Annotated in this window: 20 protein-coding genes; 13 read left to right on the top strand and 7 right to left on the bottom strand. The window is 60.4% G+C overall.

Features of this window, described 5'->3' with window-relative positions:
- Nucleotides 1-92: 92 nt before the first annotated feature.
- From ASU33_RS16255 to ASU33_RS16200, 12 genes are all read left to right on the top strand, one after another.
- Nucleotides 93-428, top strand: coding sequence for a hypothetical protein (locus ASU33_RS16255; RefSeq protein ID WP_059071895.1), 336 nt, complete (start codon nt 93-95; stop codon nt 426-428).
- A gap of 124 nt (nt 429-552) precedes the next feature.
- The gene (locus ASU33_RS16250) at nt 553-2,955 is read left to right on the top strand and encodes a TonB-dependent receptor (protein ID WP_059071894.1); all 2,403 of its coding nucleotides are present in this window, start codon (nt 553-555) and stop codon (nt 2,953-2,955) included.
- Nucleotides 2,956-2,993: 38 nt separating this feature from the next.
- Complete coding sequence (locus tag ASU33_RS16245) at nt 2,994-3,545, top strand: hypothetical protein (protein ID WP_059071893.1); 552 nt, start codon at nt 2,994-2,996, stop codon at nt 3,543-3,545.
- Between the two features lie 134 nt (nt 3,546-3,679).
- Nucleotides 3,680-4,879 carry a hypothetical protein gene (locus ASU33_RS16240; protein WP_059071892.1) on the top strand — a complete coding sequence of 400 codons (1,200 nt, stop codon included), beginning with the start codon at nt 3,680-3,682 and terminating at the stop codon, nt 4,877-4,879.
- 268 nt (nt 4,880-5,147) lie between these two features.
- Nucleotides 5,148-7,622 carry a TonB-dependent receptor gene (locus ASU33_RS16235; RefSeq protein ID WP_059071891.1) on the top strand — a complete coding sequence of 825 codons (2,475 nt, stop codon included), beginning with the start codon at nt 5,148-5,150 and terminating at the stop codon, nt 7,620-7,622.
- 66 nt (nt 7,623-7,688) lie between these two features.
- Nucleotides 7,689-8,609: a cation diffusion facilitator family transporter gene (locus tag ASU33_RS16230; RefSeq protein WP_059071890.1), complete on the top strand. Its 921-nt coding sequence runs from the start codon at nt 7,689-7,691 to the stop codon at nt 8,607-8,609.
- Nucleotides 8,610-8,685: 76 nt separating this feature from the next.
- Nucleotides 8,686-9,963 carry an MFS transporter gene (locus ASU33_RS16225; protein WP_059071889.1) on the top strand — a complete coding sequence of 426 codons (1,278 nt, stop codon included), beginning with the start codon at nt 8,686-8,688 and terminating at the stop codon, nt 9,961-9,963.
- A gap of 66 nt (nt 9,964-10,029) precedes the next feature.
- Nucleotides 10,030-10,311, top strand: coding sequence for a hypothetical protein (locus ASU33_RS16220; RefSeq protein WP_059071888.1), 282 nt, complete (start codon nt 10,030-10,032; stop codon nt 10,309-10,311).
- A 36-nt stretch (nt 10,312-10,347) separates the two neighbouring features.
- Nucleotides 10,348-10,791 carry a DUF6526 family protein gene (locus tag ASU33_RS16215; RefSeq protein ID WP_059071887.1) on the top strand — a complete coding sequence of 148 codons (444 nt, stop codon included), beginning with the start codon at nt 10,348-10,350 and terminating at the stop codon, nt 10,789-10,791.
- Between the two features lie 78 nt (nt 10,792-10,869).
- The gene (locus ASU33_RS16210) at nt 10,870-11,172 is read left to right on the top strand and encodes a DUF4286 family protein (RefSeq protein ID WP_059071886.1); all 303 of its coding nucleotides are present in this window, start codon (nt 10,870-10,872) and stop codon (nt 11,170-11,172) included.
- A 117-nt stretch (nt 11,173-11,289) separates the two neighbouring features.
- Entirely contained in the window at nt 11,290-12,585 is a 1,296-nt protein-coding gene (locus tag ASU33_RS16205; RefSeq protein WP_286130607.1) for a sterol desaturase family protein, read from the top strand.
- A gap of 61 nt (nt 12,586-12,646) precedes the next feature.
- Nucleotides 12,647-13,471, top strand: coding sequence for a CPBP family intramembrane glutamic endopeptidase (locus ASU33_RS16200; RefSeq protein ID WP_059071884.1), 825 nt, complete (start codon nt 12,647-12,649; stop codon nt 13,469-13,471).
- On the opposite strand, the gene ASU33_RS16195 is transcribed toward ASU33_RS16200, so the two are convergent.
- The 5 genes from ASU33_RS16195 to ASU33_RS16175 all read right to left on the bottom strand — a co-directional run bounded on the left by ASU33_RS16195 (nt 13,426) and on the right by ASU33_RS16175 (nt 18,109).
- Complete coding sequence (locus ASU33_RS16195; RefSeq protein ID WP_059071883.1) at nt 13,426-13,947, bottom strand: GNAT family N-acetyltransferase; 522 nt, start codon at nt 13,945-13,947, stop codon at nt 13,426-13,428. The genes ASU33_RS16200 and ASU33_RS16195 overlap by 46 nt on opposite strands.
- 94 nt (nt 13,948-14,041) lie before the next feature.
- Nucleotides 14,042-14,269, bottom strand: a complete 228-nt coding sequence (locus ASU33_RS16190) for a hypothetical protein (protein WP_149867273.1) — start codon at nt 14,267-14,269, stop codon at nt 14,042-14,044.
- A gap of 112 nt (nt 14,270-14,381) precedes the next feature.
- The gene (locus ASU33_RS16185) at nt 14,382-14,810 is read right to left on the bottom strand and encodes a hypothetical protein (RefSeq protein ID WP_059071881.1); all 429 of its coding nucleotides are present in this window, start codon (nt 14,808-14,810) and stop codon (nt 14,382-14,384) included.
- Nucleotides 14,811-14,910: 100 nt separating this feature from the next.
- Nucleotides 14,911-17,130, bottom strand: a complete 2,220-nt coding sequence (locus tag ASU33_RS16180; RefSeq protein WP_059071880.1) for a prolyl oligopeptidase family serine peptidase — start codon at nt 17,128-17,130, stop codon at nt 14,911-14,913.
- 289 nt (nt 17,131-17,419) lie between these two features.
- Nucleotides 17,420-18,109, bottom strand: a complete 690-nt coding sequence (locus ASU33_RS16175; RefSeq protein ID WP_059071879.1) for a hypothetical protein — start codon at nt 18,107-18,109, stop codon at nt 17,420-17,422.
- Between the two features lie 54 nt (nt 18,110-18,163).
- Here ASU33_RS16175 and ASU33_RS16170 point away from each other — a divergent pair, with 54 nt between their 5' ends.
- Nucleotides 18,164-18,466, top strand: coding sequence for a DUF2695 domain-containing protein (locus ASU33_RS16170; RefSeq protein WP_059071878.1), 303 nt, complete (start codon nt 18,164-18,166; stop codon nt 18,464-18,466).
- Here the strand turns inward: ASU33_RS16170 and ASU33_RS16165 are convergent, their stop codons facing one another.
- Together ASU33_RS16165 and ASU33_RS21675 are read right to left on the bottom strand one after the other, a co-directional pair.
- Complete coding sequence (locus ASU33_RS16165; RefSeq protein WP_059071877.1) at nt 18,467-19,924, bottom strand: hypothetical protein; 1,458 nt, start codon at nt 19,922-19,924, stop codon at nt 18,467-18,469.
- Nucleotides 19,925-20,108: 184 nt separating this feature from the next.
- A complete protein-coding gene (locus ASU33_RS21675) occupies nt 20,109-21,644 on the bottom strand; it encodes a hypothetical protein (protein ID WP_149867272.1) in 1,536 nt (511 codons plus the stop codon).
- Nucleotides 21,645-21,728: the final 84 nt, after the last annotated feature.

Below are 21,728 nucleotides of genomic sequence, written 5' to 3'. Positions count from 1 at the left end.
CGCTTCGCCAAGCTTGTCTTTGGAAGGCTTAGTGGTTGTAGTTTCGAGTTTATCGTTACTTTAGCCGCTCAAGCACCTGCTTCGTCTCCGCTATGCGTGCATTTCGTTCACAGTTGGCCATTCTGCTGCTGCTCTGCTTTGTGCGGGTGCTGCTGCCGGAGTCGGCTATACTGGCGTTGCACCGCCACCAGCACACCGAGAAAGAAGCAGCCCACACCGGCCGAGGCTATAAAGCCCTGCTCACGGCCAAGCACCAGCACTGCCCCGTCGACCACTTGTACGACGTGCCGTTCCAGCCCACGCCGGAGCTGGTGCTGCAACCGGTATTGCACCGCTATGCTCCGCTGAAAGCCGAGCTGCACCAATCGGTGTGGGAAAGCACTACGCCTGCTGCGGCGTACCTCCGAGGCCCGCCGGCCCGCGCCTAACCTACGAACACCCAAGCTGCCGAGCAGTTGGGTATGGGCATGTTGTGCACCTGGGCTACTGTTACGGCAGCGCCAATGCGGCACGGCACCCCGGTTTAGTATTCGGGCATCTTTCCTCAATTTCATGCTTTTCCGCCTTGCGGCGGTCCTGCTTTGGGCGGGGCTGTGCTGGGGCGTAGCCCGTGGGGCTGCTGCCCAAAGCACGTGCACCTTGCCTTTGGCCGGCCGCGTAACGGACCATGAATCGAACGAAGGGCTGGCTGGCGCTACGGTAGTATTGCTGCCGACGCAAGAGGCCACCCAAGCCGATTCGGAAGGCCACTTTCATTTTCATGTGTGCGCCGGTATCTACCGCGTGCAGGTTCGCTTCGTGGGTTACGAAACCGAGGAAGCCGAGCTGCGCGTGGGTGCGGCTACGGTGCGCAACTTTGCCCTGCACCCGAGTGCTATTCGGCTGCGTAGCGCTGTGGTGCGCGGCGAGCGGGTAGCCGAGCCGCAAACCCAAGCGTCCGGAACGCTCTCGGGGCAAGCCTTGCAGGCTACCCGCGGCCAAGCCCTAGGTGAGGCGCTGCAAAAGATTGCCGGGGTATCGGCCATCCAAACGGGCCCGAGCGTGTTCAAGCCTATCATCCACGGCTTGCACTCCAATCGCGTTGCCATTATGAACAACGGCGTGCGGCAAGAGGGCCAGCAATGGGGGCAGGAACACGGGCCCGAAATCGACCCGTTTGTGGCCTCCGAGCTAACCGTGGTAAAAGGTGCCGCCGGCGTGCGCTACGGCTCCGATGCCGTGGGTGGCGTGGTGCTAGTGCAGCCTAAACCCCTACGCGACTCGGCCGGTGTGGGCGCCGAGCTAAACCTGGTTGGCGCCAGCAACAACGGCTTAGGTACCGTAGCCGCCACCGTCGATGGCAACTCGCGCCGCTTGCCTGCCCTAAGTTGGCGCGTGCAGGGTACGCTAAAGCAAGCCGGCAACACCCGCACGCCCGACTACTGGCTCGAGAATACTGCCTACCGCGAGCGAAACTTTGCCGCTGCCCTAGGTTGGCGCAAGGATGACTACGGCATAGAGGCGTTCTACAGCCAGTTCAACTCGCGCATAGGCATTTTGCAGGCAGCCACTGTGGGCAACCTCGCCGATTTGGAAACCGCTACCCAGCGCGGCCGGCCCGTGGGGCTGGGCTCGTTCAGCTACGACATAGCGCGGCCGTACCAACAGGTGCGCCACGACTTAGCCAAGCTGACGGGCTTTGTGAAAACCGGCCACGGCGGCCGCTTAACGGCTACGGTGGCGCATCAGCAGGACTACCGCGACGAGTACGACGTGGTGCGCGGCAGCAGCAGTGCCGGCCGCAAAAACCTGCCGCAGCTCAGCTACCTCAACTACACCACCACTGCCGATGTAGCCTGGGAGCATCCGCACCTAGGCAACTTCAGCGGAAGCGTGGGGCTGAGCGGCACGTACCAGCACAACCGCTATGCGCCGGGCAGCCGGCAGTTCATTCCGTTTTACAACAACTGGGTGGGCGGGGCTTTAGCCATTGAGCGATGGCAGCACGGGCAGCTGACCCTGGAAGCAGGCTTGCGCCTCGACCGCCGCGACTTGGCTACCAAACGTCTCACGCGTGGCTTCGAGGCCGATTCTAGCCTGTTCTACGGAGTGGAGCGCAAACGCTTTCAGCTCTGGACGCCCTCGGCCTCGGTGGGCGCGGTGTACGAGGTGTCGCCACACCTCACGCTGCGGGCCGATGCCGCACTGGTACGCCGAGCACCTGCGCCCAACGAGCGTTATGCGCAAGGTGTACGCAACGGCCTGTACGAGGAAGGCTACGACGTAACGCGCCCAGCCGGGGCGCCGCAGTTGCAGCCTGAAACGGCTCGTAACCTGAATCTGACGGCTACGCTGCACGCCAACCCACGCCTGAATGGCGAGTTGACCGTGTACCAGAACTACATCGATGGCTACATCTACCAAGTAATCGGGCAGCCGATTACCACCATTCAGGGGGTATTCCGGCCGTGGCGCTATCAGCAAACCGATGCCGTGTTCCGGGGCCTCGATGCCACCCTAGGCTATACCCCGGCTGCGGGCTGGCTGCTGAGCGGCAAAGCAGCGCTGGTGCGGGCCCGCAATCTGCTGCTCGATGACTACTTGGTGTACGTGCCGGCCGACCGCTTCGAGCTGGCTGTGCGCCGCGAGTGGGCGGGCCGCCCCGATGGCCGCCTTACCCAACGATTTGCTCAACTAAGCCTAGGTGCTACCCGCCGCCAAACCCGCGTACCCAGCGCCCTCTACGACCCGCTGCCCGCCCCCGATGGCTACGGCCTGCTTGGCGCCGAGGTGGGTGCCACCGTGCACCTAGGCGGCCTGCCGGTGCAACTGAGCCTAACCGGCACCAACCTGCTGAACGAACGGTACCGCGAATACCTGAACCGCTTCCGCTACTTCGCCGACGACATGGGCCGCAACATTACGCTGCGCCTGCAAGCGCCCCTGAACTTCAGCCGGCGCGCTTCGGCCAACTAGCCTTCTCAGACTTTCTAACTCTTTCCATTTTCACCGCCATGAAGACCACACTCTTCCGCCCCTACCTCGCCGCTGTTCTGTTGGCCGCTCCGCTACTTGCCGGTTGTGGCAACGACGATGACCCCGAGCCCGACGACGAAAACGAGCTGATTACCACCGTACGCTACACCCTTACGCCCAGCAGCGGTGGCCAAGCCGTTACGGTAGAGTGGAAAGACCTAGACGGTGCCGGGGGCAACGCGCCCACTATCGGCTCGCTGCGCTTGGCCCCCAACACCACCTACACAGGCGCTGTAACCTTCCTCGACGAATCGAAGAATCCGGCCAGCAACATTACCACCGAAGTACAGGCCGAAAACGACGAACACCTAGTGGTGTACACCGCCACGCCGGCCAACTTGCTTACCGTAACCCGCACCGACCGCGATAAGAACAACCTGGAAGTGGGCCTGGCTACGCGCGTGCAAACCACTGCCGCTGCCACGGGCACGCTTCGGATTGTGCTGCGCCACCAGCCGGGCACCAAAAACGGGCAAGCCGATCAAGGCTCGACCGATGCCGAAGTAACCTTTCCGGTAACCGTGCAATAGCCCACCTAGGCCAAGCTCCAGTGCGCTGAGGCCACTCCTGATTTACTGCCACTTACGCTTTCCGAGGCCATGATTTGGTCTCGGCTAGGGACCCGCTTTTCTCATATTCCGACAATTCTGCCTCTTTCTGTACCGTGAAAAAGACGTTTATCGCTCCGTTTGTAGCTGCTCTGCTAGCCCTCTCGTTTACCTCCTGCGACAAGGACAAAGGCGAAGCAGCCAAGCCCGAAGCCGAGAGCAACTATGTGCGGCTGTTAATAGCTGATAAAACCAGCAATGCCATTACCCTGCTCAACCCCGCCAAAAACGAACAAGCCGCGTTTCAAGCCACGCACGGGGGTGGCACCTTGTATGCCGTAGGTACCGGCCGCTGGGCAGCCGTGGCCAATACCAACAATAACTTGGTGGAGTTTTTCGACACAGGTATTGATCGGCACGACGACCACGTGCACGTGGTAGGTACGCCCAAATGGGGGCTTACCAAGGCTACCGGCCCCAAACCCTCGCACGTGTATGCCTCGCATAACAAGGTTAGCATCTTTCACGATGGTAATGCTTCCATCAGCCACGTAGCCGAAGGCCAGCTGCACAGCCTCGCAGCACCTAGCAACTTTGTAACCGGCGACGCCCACCACGGCGCCATGATTCTGTTCGACAACGGCAACTACGCCGTTACGCACAAGAACAACACCGTGAGCGGCTCCTTGCCCGAGCAGGTGAAGATTGTGAACACGCAAGGCACCGTAGTAAGCGGGCCGAGCGTAGCTACCCAAGGCATCCACGGCGACGCCGGCGACGGGCAACAGGCCCTGTTCGGCTCGGCCAGCGGGGTGCTGGTAGTAAAGCAAACTGGCGAACAGCGCCTCATACCCTACCCGGCCAATGCCGGCAGCAACTGGCTTTCTACCATTTACTACGCCAAAAAGGCGCGCACCTTCCTGGGTTCGCGCAACAACTACGGCGTATTCCGCATCGACCCCGCCGCCAACAGCATTACGCAAGTAGGCACCACCAGCAAGTTTGTGCGGGCCACGCTCGATGAAGAAGGCGAAACCATACTAATCCTCGGCGAAGATGGCGTGCTTTCGGTGTACGATGCCGCCACGGGCACGCCCCGCGCCAGCCGCTCGCTTAGCAGCCTGCTCGATGTGGCCGCCGCTACTCCTTATATAGTAGCCAGCCGCCACTACGTGTATGTAACCAATGCTCCGCAAGGCAAGGTGCACATGCTTAGCAAAAACGACCTGGCCGAAAAAACCTCTTTCGCGGTAAGCGGCGCTCCGCTCCGGATTGCCTTGGTTGGCGCCGATGTGGAAGACGAAGGTGGCCACTAGAGCTTGGTTATCAGCCGAGCATTGCTTTATTGCCATGTCCGAAGAAAAAAATGACTTCTGGCAACTATAAAGTCTAGTTGCTACTCTTACCATAGGAGCATTGGCTCTTGCGGGTTTTCAGGACCCGCATATTTCTCTCCATTTGGTTTGGTTATGGAGAAATAGGGGGAAAACACCGGCTCATGGCCGGTGTTTTCTTTTTGCGGAATGCATCCTAAGCGTTGTTTCTTCGTTCATTCGCCACCTCCCCGCTCGTTTAGCTCCGCTTATGTCTCGTTTACTGTTGGCCGCGGCCCTGCTGCTCGCGGCCACGGCGCAGGCCCAAACCCCTTCGCCACGCCGAGCCCGCACGGCAGCTCCGGCCACGGCAGCCGTGGTGGGCCGCGTGCTCGATGCCACCACCCAACAGCCGTTGCCCGGCGCCATTGTGTTGTTTCCTGATCTGAAGCAAAGCACCGTGGCCGATGCCGACGGACGCTTCAGCTTTGGCAACTTGCCACGCGGGCGCTTTCTGGTGCAAGTACGCTCCCTAGGTTATGGCACCTTGGTGCGCACTGTGGATACTGGCAATGGCCAAGCGCTGGAGTTGGCCCTCAGCCCCACCGTAACCGAAATTGGCCAAGTGGTAATTACCGGTGTATCGGCCTCTACCGAGCTGCGCCGCTCGCCGGTGCCCACCACCGTGCTCGACCGCTCCGAACTCGATCAGCACGCCAGCACCAACATCGTCGATGCCATTGCCCGCACGCCCGGCGTCAACCAAATAACCACGGGGGCGGCCATCAGCAAGCCTGTAATCCGGGGCCTGAGCGCCAACCGTGTTATCACGCTCAACAACGGCGCCAAGCAAGAGGGCCAGCAGTGGGGCGATGAACACGGCATCGAATTGGACGAGTACTCTGTCGACCGGGCCGAAATCATCAAAGGCCCGGGCTCGTTGCTCTACGGCTCTGATGGCATGGCCGGCGTGGTAAACTTTGTGGCCCCCGACCCGGTGGAGGAAGGCAAAATCACGGGTTCGGTTATGGCCAACTACCAAACCAACAACCGCCAGCAGGGCTACTCGCTGATGACGGCCGGCAACCGCCAGGGCCTGAATTGGATGGTACGCGGCACCAGCAAGCGCGCCGCCCCCTACCGCAACCGCTACGATGGCCCGGTGTACAACTCGGCCTTCCGCGAACTCGACGGCAGCGGCTACGTGGGCCTGAACAAAAGCTGGGGCTACTCGCACCTTACGTTTACCTCTTTTAACCAGGTGCTGGGATTGATTGAGGGCGAGCGGGACGAGGAAACGGGCGAATTCCTGAAGCTGGTGCCCAGTACACTTTCCTCTTCGGGTATTGATGAAGTGCCCGTAACGGCCCGCGACCTGCGCGGCTACAACGTGTACGTGCCGGGCCAGCGCGTAAACCACCTGCGCATCGGTACCGACAACAACTTCATCCTAGGTCAGTCGCGGCTGACGCTGAACGTGGGCTGGCAGCAAAACCTACGGCGCGAGTTTGGCGAGGTGCAAGCGCCCAACGAACCTTCACTGTACTTTCAGCTGCGCACCCTCGATTATGCTGCGCGCTATTTCTTGCCCGAACTTGCCGGCTGGACTACCACTGTGGGCCTGAGCGGCATGCGCCAAGAAAACCAGAACCTGGGCGAGGAGTTTCTGATACCGGCTTACCGCCTGTTCGATGGCGGCGTGTTTGGCGTAACCAAGCGCACCCTAGGCAAGCTCGACCTGAGCGGCGGCCTGCGCTACGATGAGCGCCACATTACGGGTGATGCGCTTTGGCTCGACGCCGACGAACAGCCCACCACGCCCGACTCGCCCAACGCCGAAGCGAAGTTCTTGGCCTTCGACAATACTTACCGCAATTGGTCGGGCAGCCTGGGCGGGGCGTTTAGCGCTTCCGAGCAATTGGTGCTGAAAGCCAACCTTTCGCGCGGCTTTCGGGCGCCCAATATTGCCGAACTAGCCTCCAACGGCGTGCACGAGGGCACCACGCGTTACGAAATCGGCGACTCGAACCTGAAAGCCGAAACCAGCCGCCAGCTCGACTTAGGCTTCAGCCTGAACACCGACCACGTGACGTTTAGCGTCGATGCGTTCGACAACCGCATCCGCAACTTCATCTTCCCGCGCCGCATCGGCAACGCGGCCGGGCAGGATTCGGTGCTAACGCAGGATGGCGAGGAGTTCCGGGTGTTTGTGTACGGGCAGGGCAAAGCCAACCTCTATGGCGGCGAAATCAGCATCGATTTGCACCCGCACCCACTCGATTGGCTGCACTTCGAGAACACCTTCTCGATGGTGCGGGCCCGCCGCCTGGGCCAAGCCGAGGGCGAGCGGTGGCTGCCCTTTACGCCCGCCGACCGCCTGCAGTCGGAGCTGCGCGTGAACTTCCGCAAAGTAGGCGCCATTAGCCGCGTGGCCAATGTGTACGCTCGCGCCGGCGTGGAGCACAACTTTGCCCAAAACCGCATCTTCTCGGCTTTCGAAACCGAAACCGCTACGCCCAGCTACACCCTGGTAAACCTAGGGGCCGGCACAGATGTAACGAACAGCAAAGGTCGCACCTTGGCTACGCTGATGATCGGCGTGAACAACCTGTTCGATGTGGCCTATCAGCACCACCTCAGCCGCCTGAAGTACACGGCCGTAAACAACGCCACGGGCCGTACGGGCGTGTTCAACATGGGCCGCAACGTAAGCTTTAGGCTAGTAGTACCGCTGCAATTCAACTAATTCTGCACGGTTGCGGTTGAAATTTCGTACGGCCGGCTGGGTAGTGCCGGCCGTACTTTTACCGCCATGGCACACCACCACCATTCGCACAGCCACGACCATCACGGGCACCACCATCACCACGCGCCGGCCCACTTCGGCAAGGCGTTTGGCTGGGGTATTGGGCTGAATTTGCTGTTTGTGGCCGCCGAGGCTGCCGGCGGCTGGTGGGCCAACTCCTCGGCGCTGCTTTCCGACGCTGGCCACAACCTTTCCGACGTGCTCAGCCTGGCCTTGGCCTGGGGTGCCACCCGCCTAGGTAAGCAGCCCACCACCGAGCGCTACACCTACGGCCTGAAGAGTGCCTCCATACAAGCGGCCTTGCTGAATGCGGCGTTGCTGTACGTGGCCCTAGGTGCTATTCTGTGGGATACCATCAACCACCTGCGCCACCCCGAGCCCGTGAATGCGCCCGTGGTGATGCTGCTGGCCGGCTTAGGAATTATCATCAACGGCTTCACGGCGTGGCTATTTAGCCGCGGGCACCAAGGCGATGCCAACATTCGGGGCGCTTACCTGCACATGCTCACTGATGCCTTGGTGTCGTTGGGCGTGGTGGTGGGCGGTGCGCTGGTGTACTTCACGGGCTGGCTGTGGCTTGATCCGGCTATCAGTTTCATCATACTGGGGGTAGTGGCCGTGGGCTCGTGGGGCTTGCTGCGCGAAACCGTGCAGCTGAGCCTGCAGGCCGTACCGCACGGCATCGACCCGGTGGCGGTGCGGCAGTTTTTACTGGCCCAGCCCGGCGTAACCGATGTGCACGACCTGCACATTTGGCCCCTCAGCACCAGCGACACCGCCCTTACCGCCCACTTGGTGCGCCCCAGCGGCACCGACAGCCAGTTTCTGCACCACCTGCAGCACCAGCTGCAAGACGAGTTCAACATCGGCCACATTACAGTGCAGATTGAGCCGGGTGCGTGCACGCACGCCAGCTGCGACGCCTAGCCCGGGCAGAGTAGCACCTCGAGCGCATTGCGGCCCAGCCAATTCTTCGTAATCTGCAGTTCCACTCAGTTTACGTATGGCTCGCATCTCTACCCCACCAACTTCTGCTCCCAAAACAACCGGCTTACTTAGCGCCGCCGTGGTGGTGGCCGCTCTCGGCTACTTCGTCGACATCTACGATCTGATCCTGTTCAGCATCGTGCGCGTGCCCAGCCTAAAAGACCTTGGCATTACGGCCCCTGCCGATGTAACCAACCTAGGCACCCACCTCATTTCGATGCAGATGGGCGGTATGCTGCTCGGGGGCATTTTGTGGGGCGTGCTGGGCGATAAGCGCGGCCGCCTGTCGGTGTTGTTCGGCTCTATTTTGCTGTACTCGCTGGCCAACATTGCCAACGGCTTCGTGCAGACCATCGACCAATACGCCTGGCTGCGCCTGATTGCCGGCATTGGCTTGGCCGGCGAATTGGGCGCAGGCATTACCCTGGTAGCCGAAACCTTGCCCAAAGAAAAGCGCGGCTACGGCACCATGATTGTGGCTACCGTGGGCGTATCGGGCGCTATGCTGGCTTATTGGGTGGGCGAGGTGCTGGGCTGGCGCAATACATACTTTGTGGGCGGCGGCTTGGGCTTGGCCTTGCTGGTGCTGCGCGTAAGCGTGTTCGAGTCGGGCATGTTCGAACAGGCCAAGCAGCAAGAGGTTGCCCGCGGCGACTTCTTCAGCCTGTTCACCAACGGTCCGCGCCTGCTCAAGTACATCAAGTGCTTGCTGATTGGCGTACCGCTGTGGTTTGTAGTCGGTATCCTCATTACGCTGGCGCCCGAGTTTGGCCGTGCCCTAGGTATTCAGGGCGAGGTAACGGCCGGCCTGGCGGTATTCTGGTGCTATTTCGGGCTGGTGTTCGGCGACTTTGCCAGCGGCACCATCAGCCAGCTGCTGCGCAGCCGCAACCGGGCGCTGCAGCTGTTTCTCGTTTTGTGTGGCGTGCTGATTGCGGTGTACCTGTTCGGTATCCGGGGTGCTTCGCCTACGGTATTTTATGCTTGCTGCTTTGTACTTGGCATTTCGGTGGGCTTCTGGGCGCTGTTTGTAACGGTAGCGGCCGAGCAGTTTGGTACCAACCTGCGCGCCACGGTAGCTACAACGGCTCCCAACTTTGCGCGCGGCTCGGTAGTAGGGCTGGTGCCATTGTTCAATGGTATTGCGGCGGCATTGGCTGGCCCCAACGGGGCGCCCAACCTCATCGGTAGCGGCGCCGTGGTGGGCGTGCTTTCGCTGCTGGTGGCGTTTTGGGCCGTGAGCACCTTGCCCGAGAGCTACGGCAAAGACCTCGATTACCTGGAGGTGAGCTAGCCGACCTAGGCGGAACTGCCAGGGCTCCACAATCGTACTGATGGCATACTTACCTCCCCTACTGCCATGAAAATCATCACCGGTGCTCTTACCCTAGGTGGCTTGTTGCTGGCATTTGCCGCTTCGGCCCAAGTGGTACCGCCAACCTCCGATACTCGCCCTGCCGCTACGCCCACCGCTACCGCACCACCCGTAGCCACGGCTACACCGCCGGCGGTGCCGCAAATCAACTCGCCCACGGCTAAGCCCGGCAGCAAGGAGCGCGACAAGGCTAAGGAAAACCTTGAGCGCGAACGGGAGCGTGCCGCTCGTGACGAAGAAAAAGCCCAGCGTCGTACCAATCCGTAACCTTCTTCCACCCGCAACCTAACTCCACCGCACCGCATGGCCGAAGTCCGCTTTACTCGTCGCTACTACTGGCTGCACCACTTTGTGCTGCTGCCCGCCGCCTTGGTAATGGCGTTTTACACCGGCCGGCGCTACGCCGACGTAGCTGGCTCCGACTCGCAGGAGTCGCGGCTGTGGTTTAGTATAGCGGCTATAGCCATTCTCTTGCTGCTGACATTGGTGATGCTGCGCCAGCACTACGCCCTAAAGTTGCAAGACCGCATTGCCCGCCTCGAAGTGCGCCAACGTTACTTCGAACTCACCCAGCAAAGCTTCGGCCCGCTGGAGCAACAGCTCAGCCTAGGGCAGATTTTGTCGTTGCGCTTTGCTTCCGATGCCGAGTTGCCTGCCCTGGCCGATGCTGCTGCCCGGCAGAAGCTCGCACCCAGTGCCATTCGCGAGCAGATACAGCAGTTCCGGCCCGACCACATGCGGGTGTAACTTTGCCCCGAGCGGCTGGCTAACCTAGGTACTGCCCTTTTCGGGAACCTCCCACCCTGCTCGTTTATTTTCTTGCTTATGATCCTGTACAACGTAACCAGCAGCGTCGATCCGGAGGTTGCCGAAGAGTGGGTAACCTTTATGCGCGATGTGCACATGCCTGATGTCATGGCCACGGGTTTCTTCGTAAAAAGCCAGCTCCTGCGCTTGCTCAACGAAGAAGAAGATGGCTTTACGTACGCCGCGCAGTACTACTGCACCAACATGGAGCAGCTCGATGAGTACCAGCGCGTGTCGGCCCCCGGCCTGCGCGCCGACCTGGAAACACGCTTTCCGGGCCAGTACGTATCGTTTCGCACCGTACTCGAGGTAATCGACTAAGCCCTGCTGCGGGCACAAGCCTACACTTACTACACAAGGGCGCCGCACCTAGCTACTGCTGGGTGCGGCGGCCTTTTTGTATGCGTTTGGCGCAGGGTACCATAGCGTTGTCTTTCTGTGTACATTCCTCACCCCTACACCACCCACCCCGTCCGCGCCATGAACCTAAACCCCATTGTGCTGTCCATTCCCATTTACTTCGCCCTGATCGGCGCGGAGCTATTGGTAGAGCGGCTGCAGCACCAGGAGAAATACCGCTTTCACGACGCCATCACCAACATCAGCTGCGGCATGACGTCGCAGATATCGGGCGTGTTTTTGAAGGTGGTAGTGGTAGGCGTGTACGAGCTGCTTTACGAGCACTTTCGGCTGTTCGACATTCCGCGCACTTGGGCTACGGGCTTGCTGCTGTTCGTGCTGGCCGACTTGTGCTACTACTTTGCCCACCGCTACTCGCACGAGATTAACTTCTTCTGGGGCGGCCACGTGGTGCACCACCAAAGCGAGGACTACAATCTCTCGGTAGCGTTGCGGCAGAGCTCGTTGCAGGGCATGTTCACGTTCATGTTCTACCTGCCGCTGGCTGTTATTGGGTTTGAGACGAGCTTTTTCGTGTACGTCTCGGCCTTGGTTACGCTTTATCAATTCTGGATTCATACCGAGCTCATCGGCAAGCTGGGCCCGCTGGAGTGGGTGCTGAACACGCCCTCGCACCATCGCGTGCACCACGGCCGCAACCCCAAGTACATCGACAAAAACTACGCGGGCACCTTCATTATCTGGGACCGGCTGTTCGGCACTTTTCAGGAGGAAGAGGAAACGCCTGTGTACGGCATTACCACGCCCGTGCGCTCCTGGAACCCCGTGTGGGTAAACTTTGGGCACTACTTTCAGATGGCCGAGCAGCTGCGCCAAACGCCGGGCCTGGGCAACAAGCTGCGGGTAGTGTTCGGCCGGCCCGGCTGGCGACCGGCCGCCCTAGGTGGGCCTTACCAAGTGCCCGAGGTGGAGGTAGCCACGTACCAGAAGTACTGCACCACCGCGCCGGCCACCGTCAACTGGTATGTGTTTGGCCAATACGTGGTGCTGCTGGGCGTGGCGGCGGCTTTCCTGTTCACCCAAAAGGACATGACGCCCGCCCTGCGCTGGTTAGTGGCCGGCTGGTGCACGTGGGCAGCGCTGGCCTGCGGCGCCTTGTTCGAGGCCAAGCGTTGGGGCTACTGGCTCGAGCCGTTGCGGCTGGCGGCTTCGGTGGGCTTGCTCTTGCTAACGTTGCAACACCAGCCCTGGCTAAGTGCTGCGCTGGCAGCCGGCGGGGTGTACCTGGGCGGTTCGCTGCTGTGGCTCTACTCGTTCCGAAGGGTGTTTGCCCCCGCAAACAAGGTGGCCGAAGCGGCCTATGCGCAGGCGTAAAGGCTGGCAGCAAAGCATATAGTCACAACTATATTTGTCGCCGCTCCTACCCTCTTCAGCTATGAACTCGCCTCTGAAAATTGCCATCGGCTTTTTGGTGCTCTTTGCGCTCTACCAACTGCCCGAAGGCTCGCAGCACTGGCTCCGCAACGATTACCTGTTTCTGGGGCTGATGCTGCTGATGCTGCTGGGCGCCCACATGGTAGCAAAGTGGCAGGGCTACTCGGGCCTAGGTGCGTTCGGGCTGCGCTGGCACCACGGCTTTGGCCGTAACCTGCTGCTTGGCCTTGTACCTGGCTTGCTGCTGCCTGCCTTGGCTTTTTGGGCGTGCGTGGCGCTGGGCATCACGCGCATAGTAGCCGTGCCACCGCTACCGGCTTTGTTGACGGGGGCCGCGTTGTTCACGCTAGGCACGCTGGCGCCATCCATGGCTGAAGACGTGCTTACCCGTGGCTACGTGCAGCGCCACGCCGGGCATTTGCTTACGGGCGCGCAGTTCATTGTCTTCACCTCGGTGCTCTACGTGCTCAATCACGTCTACCGCTTGGCCAATGGGCCCACCACATGGGTTTTCCTGCTGGTAGTGGGCGTAAGCCTGGCGTTGCCGGTGGTGCTTACGCGCTCGTTGTGGTATACTGTGGGCATGCATTGGGGCATGAACATCGTGTACCAGCTCACCAACAACGTGGTGCAAACCGAGGCCGTCCCCGGCCACCCCAACGCTACGTGGGTGCTTACGGGTTTTATCGCGCTAAGCATACCAGTGCACCTAAGGCTGTGCCGCCGCTTGGCTGCTACCGACGCCGACTCCACCCTACGCTGGAAAGACGCCGAGCCAAATCAACCCAGCGTTACGGCCGCTTCCACGGCTGGGTCGCAACGGTAGGCGCGCAGCTCCTCCACGGTAAGGGTGCCGTTGTGCCACTCGGGGTCGAGGTTGGCACCGATCTTCTTGTAGAAGCCAATGGCTGGTTCGTTCCATTCGAGCACCTGCCAACGCAGGCGGTTGGCGCTGGTGCGGCGCGCTTCGGCCACCACCGCATCGAACAGCTTGCGGCCAATGCCCGTGCCGCGCGCCTGCTCGGTTACAATCAGGTCTTCGAGGTACAGCATGCGGCCTTTCCAGGTAGAGTAGCCGGTGTAGAACAGCGCAATGCCCAGGATGCCCTGCTCGTCGGTTTCGGCCACAAAAAAGCCGAAAATGGGATTGAGCCCGAACCCGTCGCGGCGCATGTCGGCCAGGGTGTTGGTTACTTCGTCGGGGGCGCGCTCGTACACGGCCAGCTCCACAATGAGCTCGTGCACGCGGGGCAAATCGGCTTCGGTACCGCGGCGGATGCGCAGGTTGATGGGGGCAGGCATGGCAATGGGCTAAGTAAGGCTACAAAGGAAACGCCCGCTCTCCTTTCGGGAAAGCGGGCGCCTAGGTAAATTCGTTGGCCGCCGGGGCCGAAGCTTACATCACGGGCTGCTGCTTCTTGATGGCTTCGGTAGCGTTCTGCGCCGAAATTTCCTGCTTAGCTAGCTCAGCGGCTACAGTAGCCGAGTCTTTGCCAGTAGCAGCCGGGGGCAACGCGGGCAGTTCAGCAGCGGTGATGTCGTTGGTTTCGTAATCGGGGTTGCTGCAGGCTGATACCGACAGCATAGCGCCGGCCACGAGGCCGAGCATCAGCAGTTTTTTCATATTCGGAGCGGAAAAAATCAAGGCTTGGCGGTTTTCGCGGCGCAAGATACACAGCCTACGGCAGGTAGCCTACGCCACTTTGGATGTTTGGGTGACAGGCGAAGACAACATCTTACGTGCGTGTCGCCTGTTTGGGTAGTAGCCAGTGGTAAACCACGGCATAAACAACCCCGGTCAGGAAGTAGACCACAACCGAGCCGTAGAATTCAGTTGGGTTGAATGTAGAATTGCTACCAAACGTTACCGTTGCGTAAATAACAGCTGCCGTTAATCCGCCTGCCAAATACAATATCGCGGGTTTGTGTAAGTCGGTTTTTTTACCACTAACCATCAACGCGAACAAAGAACCTCCCAGCACATACAGTAGCAGAAAGTACACCAGCTCCATTATAAAATTCAGCAGCCATGCCCGCATGAAACCCATGCTTCCGCTTGGCGTGGCAAAAGCTATGGCAGGTTTTACAGGCATTAATTGCCTGAACAACGCAGCAAAAAACACACTGATAATAATCGAAACGAATACCCTTAGAACTACGGGCATAACAGGTAAATATTATTAGCCATACTAGGTCTGATTTATAAACAAGCGCATCCGGCATTGCCGAACGCGCTTGTTTATAAATCAGATCAGCACCTAGGGTCTACCTCAGGTTCTGATACGGATTCAGGCCCATGTTGTAGTAGGCAAACGACCACACATCGGCCCACTCGTCGATTTGCAGCTTGGTGCTTTTGCCGGCGCCGTGGCCCGCATTCACGTCGATGCGGATGAGCTGCGGCCAGGGGCCGTTGTTGGCCTCTTGCAAGGTAGCAGCAAACTTAAACGAGTGCGCCGGCACCACGCGGTCGTCGTGGTCGGCGGTGGTAATCATGGTGGCGGGGTAGCTGGTGCCGGGCTTCAGGTTGTGCAGCGGCGAGAACTTGTAGAGGTTCTGGAACTGCTCGTAGTTGTCGGAGGTGCCGTACTCGGGGGCCCAGTTCCAGCCGATGGTAAACTTCTGGTAGCGCAGCATGTCCATTACGCCCACAGCCGGGAAGGCTACGCGGCACAGGTCGGGCTTTTGCGTCATGGTAGCACCCACGAGCAAGCCACCGTTCGAGCCGCCGGCAATGGACAGCTTCTCGGCCGAGGTGTAGCCCTGCACTTTCAAATACTCGGCGGCGGCAATAAAGTCGTCGAACACGTTTTGCTTGTTCGGCGTCATGCCAGCTTTGTGCCAGGCCTCGCCGTACTCGCCACCGCCGCGCAGATTGGGGATGGCCAGAATGCCGCCGTTCTCGAGCCACAGCATGCGCGCCACCGAGAAGCCCGGCGTGAGCGACACGTTGAAGCCGCCGTAGGCGTACAGGTACGTGGGGTTCTGGCCGTTCAGCTTCACCCCTTTTTTGTGGGTGATGAACATGGGCACCTTCGTACCATCCTTGCTCTGGTAGAATACCTGCGTGGTCACGTAGTCCTGCGGGTTCACATCCACCTTCGGCGCCCGGAACACGGTGCTCTGGTTGGTGCCTAGGTCGTACTTGTAAATGGTGGTTGGGTAGGTGAACGACGTGAAGGCGTAGTACACCGTTTTCGACTCCTTACGGCCGCCGAAGCCCGAGGCCGTACCTAGGGCCGGCAGCTGCACATCGTGCAGAAACTTGCCCTGCTCGTCGTACACCTTAATCAGCGACGAGGCATCCTTCAGGTAGGTAGCCACCAGCTTGCCGCCCACTTGGTCGATGCCCTCGAGCTTGTTCTCGGTTTCGGGCAGCACGTTTTTCCAGCTGGCTTCTTGGGGCTGCTTCGGGTCGACGCTCACCACGCGGTAGCGCGGGGCTTTGTGGTTGGTGTAGAGCAGCAGCTTGCCGCCTACGTTGCCGGCCAGGTTAATGTCCGACTCGTAATCCGAACCTAGGGTAATCCACTTGCCGGCCTGCTTGGCATCGGTGAGGTCGCGCACGGCCAGCTTGTTGCCGTCCGATTTGCCGTCGGTGAGGTACACCACCAGGAAACGCTCGTCCTCGGTAACGGAGGCAATGCGGAAACCTAGGGGCATCTGCTTGTTTTCGTACACCAATTTATCGGCCGATTGCGGCGTGCCGATTTTGTGGAAGTACACTTTGTGGTACTCGTTTTTACCGGCCAGCTTGTTTTCGCCGGCCTTGGGCGCATCGTAGCCGCTGTAGTAGAAGCCGTCTTTCACCCAAGCTACGCCCGATACCTTCACCCAGTTCAGCTCGTCCTTCAACGGCTGGCGCGTTTTCAGGTCGAGCACATGAATAGTTTGCCAGTCGGAGCCGCCACCCGAGGTGGTGTAGGCCATGTAGCGGTGGTCGTTGGAGAAGTAGGTGCCGCTCAGGGCCGTGGTGCCGTCGGCCGAAAACTTATTCGGATCGAGCAGTACCTCGCCCTCGCCGGTTTGGCCTTTGCGCTGCACGTACAGCACAGCCTGGTTTTGCAGGCCGTCGTTTTTCTGGTAGTAGAGGTAGTCGCCCTCCTCCTGCGGCACGCCGTACCGCTCGTAATTCCACATTTGCGTTAGCCGCTCCCGAATCCGGTCGCGGTACGGAATCTGGGCCAGGTAGCCGAAGGTCACCTTGTTTTCGGCCTCCACCCACTGCTTGGTTTCGGGCGAGTCGGGGTCTTCGAGCCAGCGGTACGGGTCGGCTACGGAGGTGCCGTGGTAGTCGTCTTTGTGGTCGACTTTCCGGGCTTTCGGGTAATCAAGTTTGGCCACTGATTTGGCCGGAGCTGCGTTTTCGGTCACGGGTTTTTCGGTAAGCGGCGCCGTGGCAGTGGGCTGATTCAGCTGCTTGGCAGGCCCGCAGGCCGCCAGCACCGCCAGCGTGGCGCTCAGTATGGGTCGGGATGCTTTCATAGGAACGGATAATAACGGAGGAGGTACGCAAAATAGCGGTTTCGGCACGGCCGTAGCGCGGACTTTGTAGTCCGCGTCCAGGGATAGTAACTTCTGTTTTCGGACCTAGTGCACCTGGTGTAGCGCGGACTTCAGTCCGCGTTGGCGTGAACGATTGGCAACGGGCGAAAACACGCGGACGATTTCGTGCTGACAAACGCGGGCTCAAGCCCGCGCTACACTGCGCTGCATCCCTAGGTCAGAAATTACTATCCGTGGACGCGGACTGCAAAGTCCGCACTACGGCGCGCTACTTGGCCTTAATCGTGGCACCTTCAATGCGCCCAACTTTGGGTATCACCTGAATAAGGAAGCGCTTGTTGTCGCCTTCGCGACGGCCGGTGTAGCGCCCCGTACCGTAGAAACCGCTGCCCCCAATGATGAGCTCGACGGATCGGTCCTGCGTGAAGTTCACGCCGTTCTGCCGCCAGAAATTCAGCAGGTTGAGGGCGCGGCGGTAGCTGAGCTGGTAAGTGGATTGCTCTTCCTGGCGGTTGCGGGGGTCGCCCTGCGGGTAGCGGGCGGCCATGCCCTCCACAATTACGAGGTAGCGCACCGGCAGCTCCGTGCGGATGGCGCGTAGGCGCTGGCGCAGCAGCCCACCGGCTTTCAGCAACGCGGGCTTGTACTGCTCCTGAATCTCGTCGCGGCCGGCCTTGAACTGCACGTCCACACGCAGCTCGTACCGCTCGTTGCTGGGGTCGTAGCGGAAGTAGTTGCCCTCAAGCCGCCGCAACGATTCGCGGATGCGCTGGATTTGCTCCAGCTCTTTGGCCTTCACCTTCAGCTCGCCTAACAGGCGGCGCTGCTCCTGCTCCCGGTCGCGGAATAGCTTGAAGCTGTACACAAACAGCACCAGCATCACGATGAACAAAGAGGTCATCAGGTCCACGTAGCTGGGCCAGAAAAAGTCGGAGCGTTGTGGGTCGGCGCTGGGCATGTTTACTTTAGAATTACCTCGCTGCCGAGGCTCAGTGTTATTACATCCTTTCCAATGGCATCGAAAGAAGAGCAAAAGCGGCGCAAGGAGTTGCTGGCAAACCTCAAGCAAAACCAACGGGCTGATAAGCTCGCTAAGCTGCCTACTTCGGCCGAAAACCTAAAGGCGCTGTTCGATTACCTAGACGAGGAACTCGGCGGTGAAGGCTGCGACGATACGCTGCGGCTCACCAAGCTGTTTGCGGAAAGCAGAAGCATTGACTTCGCAGCTCTTAAACAATGGCTGACAAACAACGGTGGTTATTGCGACTGCGAGGTTTTAGCCAATGTAGAAGAGAAGGTAGAAGACATTTTGTAGTTACTCCTTCACCCCGCCAAACAGCTTATCCATACCGCGCTGAAGACGATTTTTAGCGGTGGCTTTCCGCAGAATTTCGTTCATCACCGTCAGCTCGGCTAGCAGCTTGGCATCAACCTGCGCATCCAACTCCACCTTCCGCAGCAGCTCGCGTTGCGTGGCCGAAACGTCGCGCGTTAGGGCCTCTTGGTTGGCTTTTACATCGCGCAACGGATCGAGCTGGCGCATGATGCGCTCGAAAGCATTATCCTGGTTGATACGCTGGAAGTACTCGCCCCATTTCTCGTAGGCCAGTTGGGCGTCGCGCTCATGATGTTCGAGGCGGCGGCGCATCAGCTCGGTGAGGTGCAGCGAGGCTTCGTCGAAGTACTGCTCGGTGCGAGCCGCGAGGTTGCCCATCTCGGTTTGGTGGCGCTGGAAGAAGTCGAGCTGGCGCTGCACGAGGTTGTCGTGCTGGCCGATGTACTGCCCTAGGTTGTTGATGCCGCGCTCGAAGCCGGTGAGGCGGTCGAGGATGCTCGTGACCATGATGCCGGTTTCGGTGCCTTTATCGAGCATCTGGTTGAGGCGCTCCTGGTAGGCCGTAAACTGCCCAAACAGTTCCGCCGACTCGCGCACTTTCTCGAATACCGCCAGGTTGGCTTGCGCCATCCGGTCGAAGCCAATTTCCTCCAGCTTTACCAGGAAGTCGCGCTGCACCCGGATGTTCTCGGTGATGGTGTTCAGAATGGGCTCGAACAGCGACACTCGGCCCACGAAATCCTGGTTGAACGCGTCGAGCACGCCCTTCAGGGTCGAAAGGCTGGCCGACATATCGTTGTGTAGGATGGGCAGCAACCGCGCCTGCAGGAAGGTGAAGTACTGGTTCTGGCGCTGGTCGCGCTCGGCACGGGCATGGCGCAGCACGCTATTGCCGAACAACGTCAGCATCAGGCCCATAAAAGAGCCCGTCATGGCGATGAGCACGCCGGTGAGGAAGGGCGTGAGGGCGTCGTCGTCGGTGATGCCCTGGCGGGCAATGCTTACCAAACCCAGAATTACACCTAGAAAAGTGCCGAGCAGGCCTAGGTAGAGCGGCGTGGCCACGTTGGCCTGGGCACTCGACTCGGGCGCCTGCGCCTGCCGAATGGCAATGTCCTTCAGAATACCAAAGTCGGCCGCGGCGCCCTTGTTGTGGCGCAGGTACTCGTTGGTGTCCTGCAAAATCTCTTTGAAATCAACCGAAACGTTGTCGGCTCGCAGAATATCAACGGCGTAGGCGTCGGCGGGTGCATCGGCGGCATACTCGGCCATGTCGCGGCCATCGGGCGTCACGAGCCGACGTTCCACGCGCAAATCGGTGCGGGGCGGGTACAGGGCTGCCAGCCGCTGAGCCTGCGTGCGCGTTCGGATAAACGCCCGCACCTGCAACGCCACGATAACGGCTATTACAACCAGTTCAAGTATGATTTCAAGCATGGGGCGAAGCTAACTACTACAAATTAAGCCTAGGTCTAAAATGCTAGTTCCCCTCCTCAGATGAGGAGGGGCCAGGGGTGGTTGACTTGACGTTTGAACAGTTACTAGATCTAGCTCTAGTTCTTCAACCACCCCTAACCCCTCCTCATCTGAGGAGGGGAACTAGCTTCCAGCCCTAGGTCGGCTATTCGAAGTGAATAGCTGCCTTTTGCTCGATTTGCCAGGTGGCGCCTACTTTCCGCAGGTAACCGGGCTCGTCGGTGATGATGCGCGATACCGGACCGGCGGGCGGCTGGTAGCGGCATGCCTCGCGCAAGGAGTATTGCGCGTTTTGGATAGCGTAGGCGTGCACCTGCGAGTTGGGGTTGATGCGGAACGTAGCCGCATCGGGCCGCTGCGGATCGGGCGTGATTTCGTAAATGCTGTCGTGCTGGGCTACCGTGTGCAGGTCGTAATCGGAGAAGCCGCCGTTTACGGGCACTTTCACATAGAAGTGGCCAACCGGAGCCGGATCGGGCGTGGGCGCCGGTGGCGGAGCAATCGGTGCCGAGGGCGTGGGGCTGGGCAGTTGCACGGGCGGCACCAGGCTATCGAACTCGTCGCGCGGTGCTACGGCCGGCGAGCCAGCCGGAATGGGTGCTACGGGGGCCGGTATTTCCTCCCTAGGTGGCGGGGCTACTGCCACCGGGCGCGCAGGTGCTGCCGGAGCCGGTGGCGCTTGCTGTACGCGCTCGGGCGCTGGCGCAGCGGCTGGCTTGTTGCGGGGCGCGTTCTGCACTGGTGCTGCGGCTACGGTAGGCATAGCCGGCTCAGGCGCTGCCGTGGGGCGGCCGTGCGGCTGCAAATCGGCTAGGCGCTGCTGCACCATGCGCTCCACCAGTTCTTCGATTTGTTTGCGCTGGCTGAACGTCAGCTCGGCCGGTGCTTCGCTGGCAGCGGCGTTTCGGCTACCTAGGCCGGAGGTGGTACGGATGGAGTCGAGCTCGTTGCGGTGGCGCGAAGCCCGGTCGCGCAGCTCGCTGATGTGGTTGCGCAGTACCCGCCGCTCCAAAAACCATAGCACCAGGCTCAGCAACGACAGAATCAGCGCAATCGGGCCAAACAGGCGCGTCATGGGGCTTTCCGCCGATGCGGCACGGGCCGAAGCCACGTCCGTGGTATCTGCCTCGGTTTGCTCTAAGTAGGACTGCTCAGCCATGCCGTTGGCAGCCATGGTAGCGGTGCTGTCGAAGGTGGCTTCCGAAGCAGTGGCATTCAGCAGGCCGATGTCATCGGGAATGGGCGTACCCTGCGTGAGGTAGGCGTTGAAGGCGCCTTCGAGCCGCTGCACTTGCGCCAGGCGCTCGGGCGTGTTGCGCCGGGCCGGCGACGAGCCCAGCTGCCGCACAATCTCGTTGGTGAGCTTTTGCAGCCTTGAGCCATCCGAACCTAGGCCTTTGTACATCACGCCTTTGCCCTCGAGCGGCTGGTACAGGCGCGAGTACACGCGCTGGCTGTCGGCCTTGATGCTGTTCTCGAACTCGCGCAGCGTGGCGTCGCAACGCAGGTTGCTTTTCAGGTTCGGCCGGCCGGTATCGTTGAACACGAACCGAGCCGTGGCGCACCAGATCTGTACTTTTTTTTCCTCGAGCGTGGGCTGGCCGGGAGCGGTTTGGGCCTGCACGGCAGTCGAAGCCGTCAGCAGCAAGCCGGTAAGCAAGGAGGTAATCCGGATATGCATTCGGAGGAGGCGAAAGACTTAAGCGGAATATAGATAGGCGCAGGTTGCTGCACGGCTGTAGCGCGGACTTTGTAGTCCGCGTCC

Source organism: Solirubrum puertoriconensis (assembly GCF_001483135.1).
Classification (GTDB): Bacteria; Bacteroidota; Bacteroidia; order Cytophagales; family Hymenobacteraceae; genus Solirubrum; species Solirubrum puertoriconensis.
This window is presented reverse-complemented; position numbering and strand designations above follow the sequence as displayed.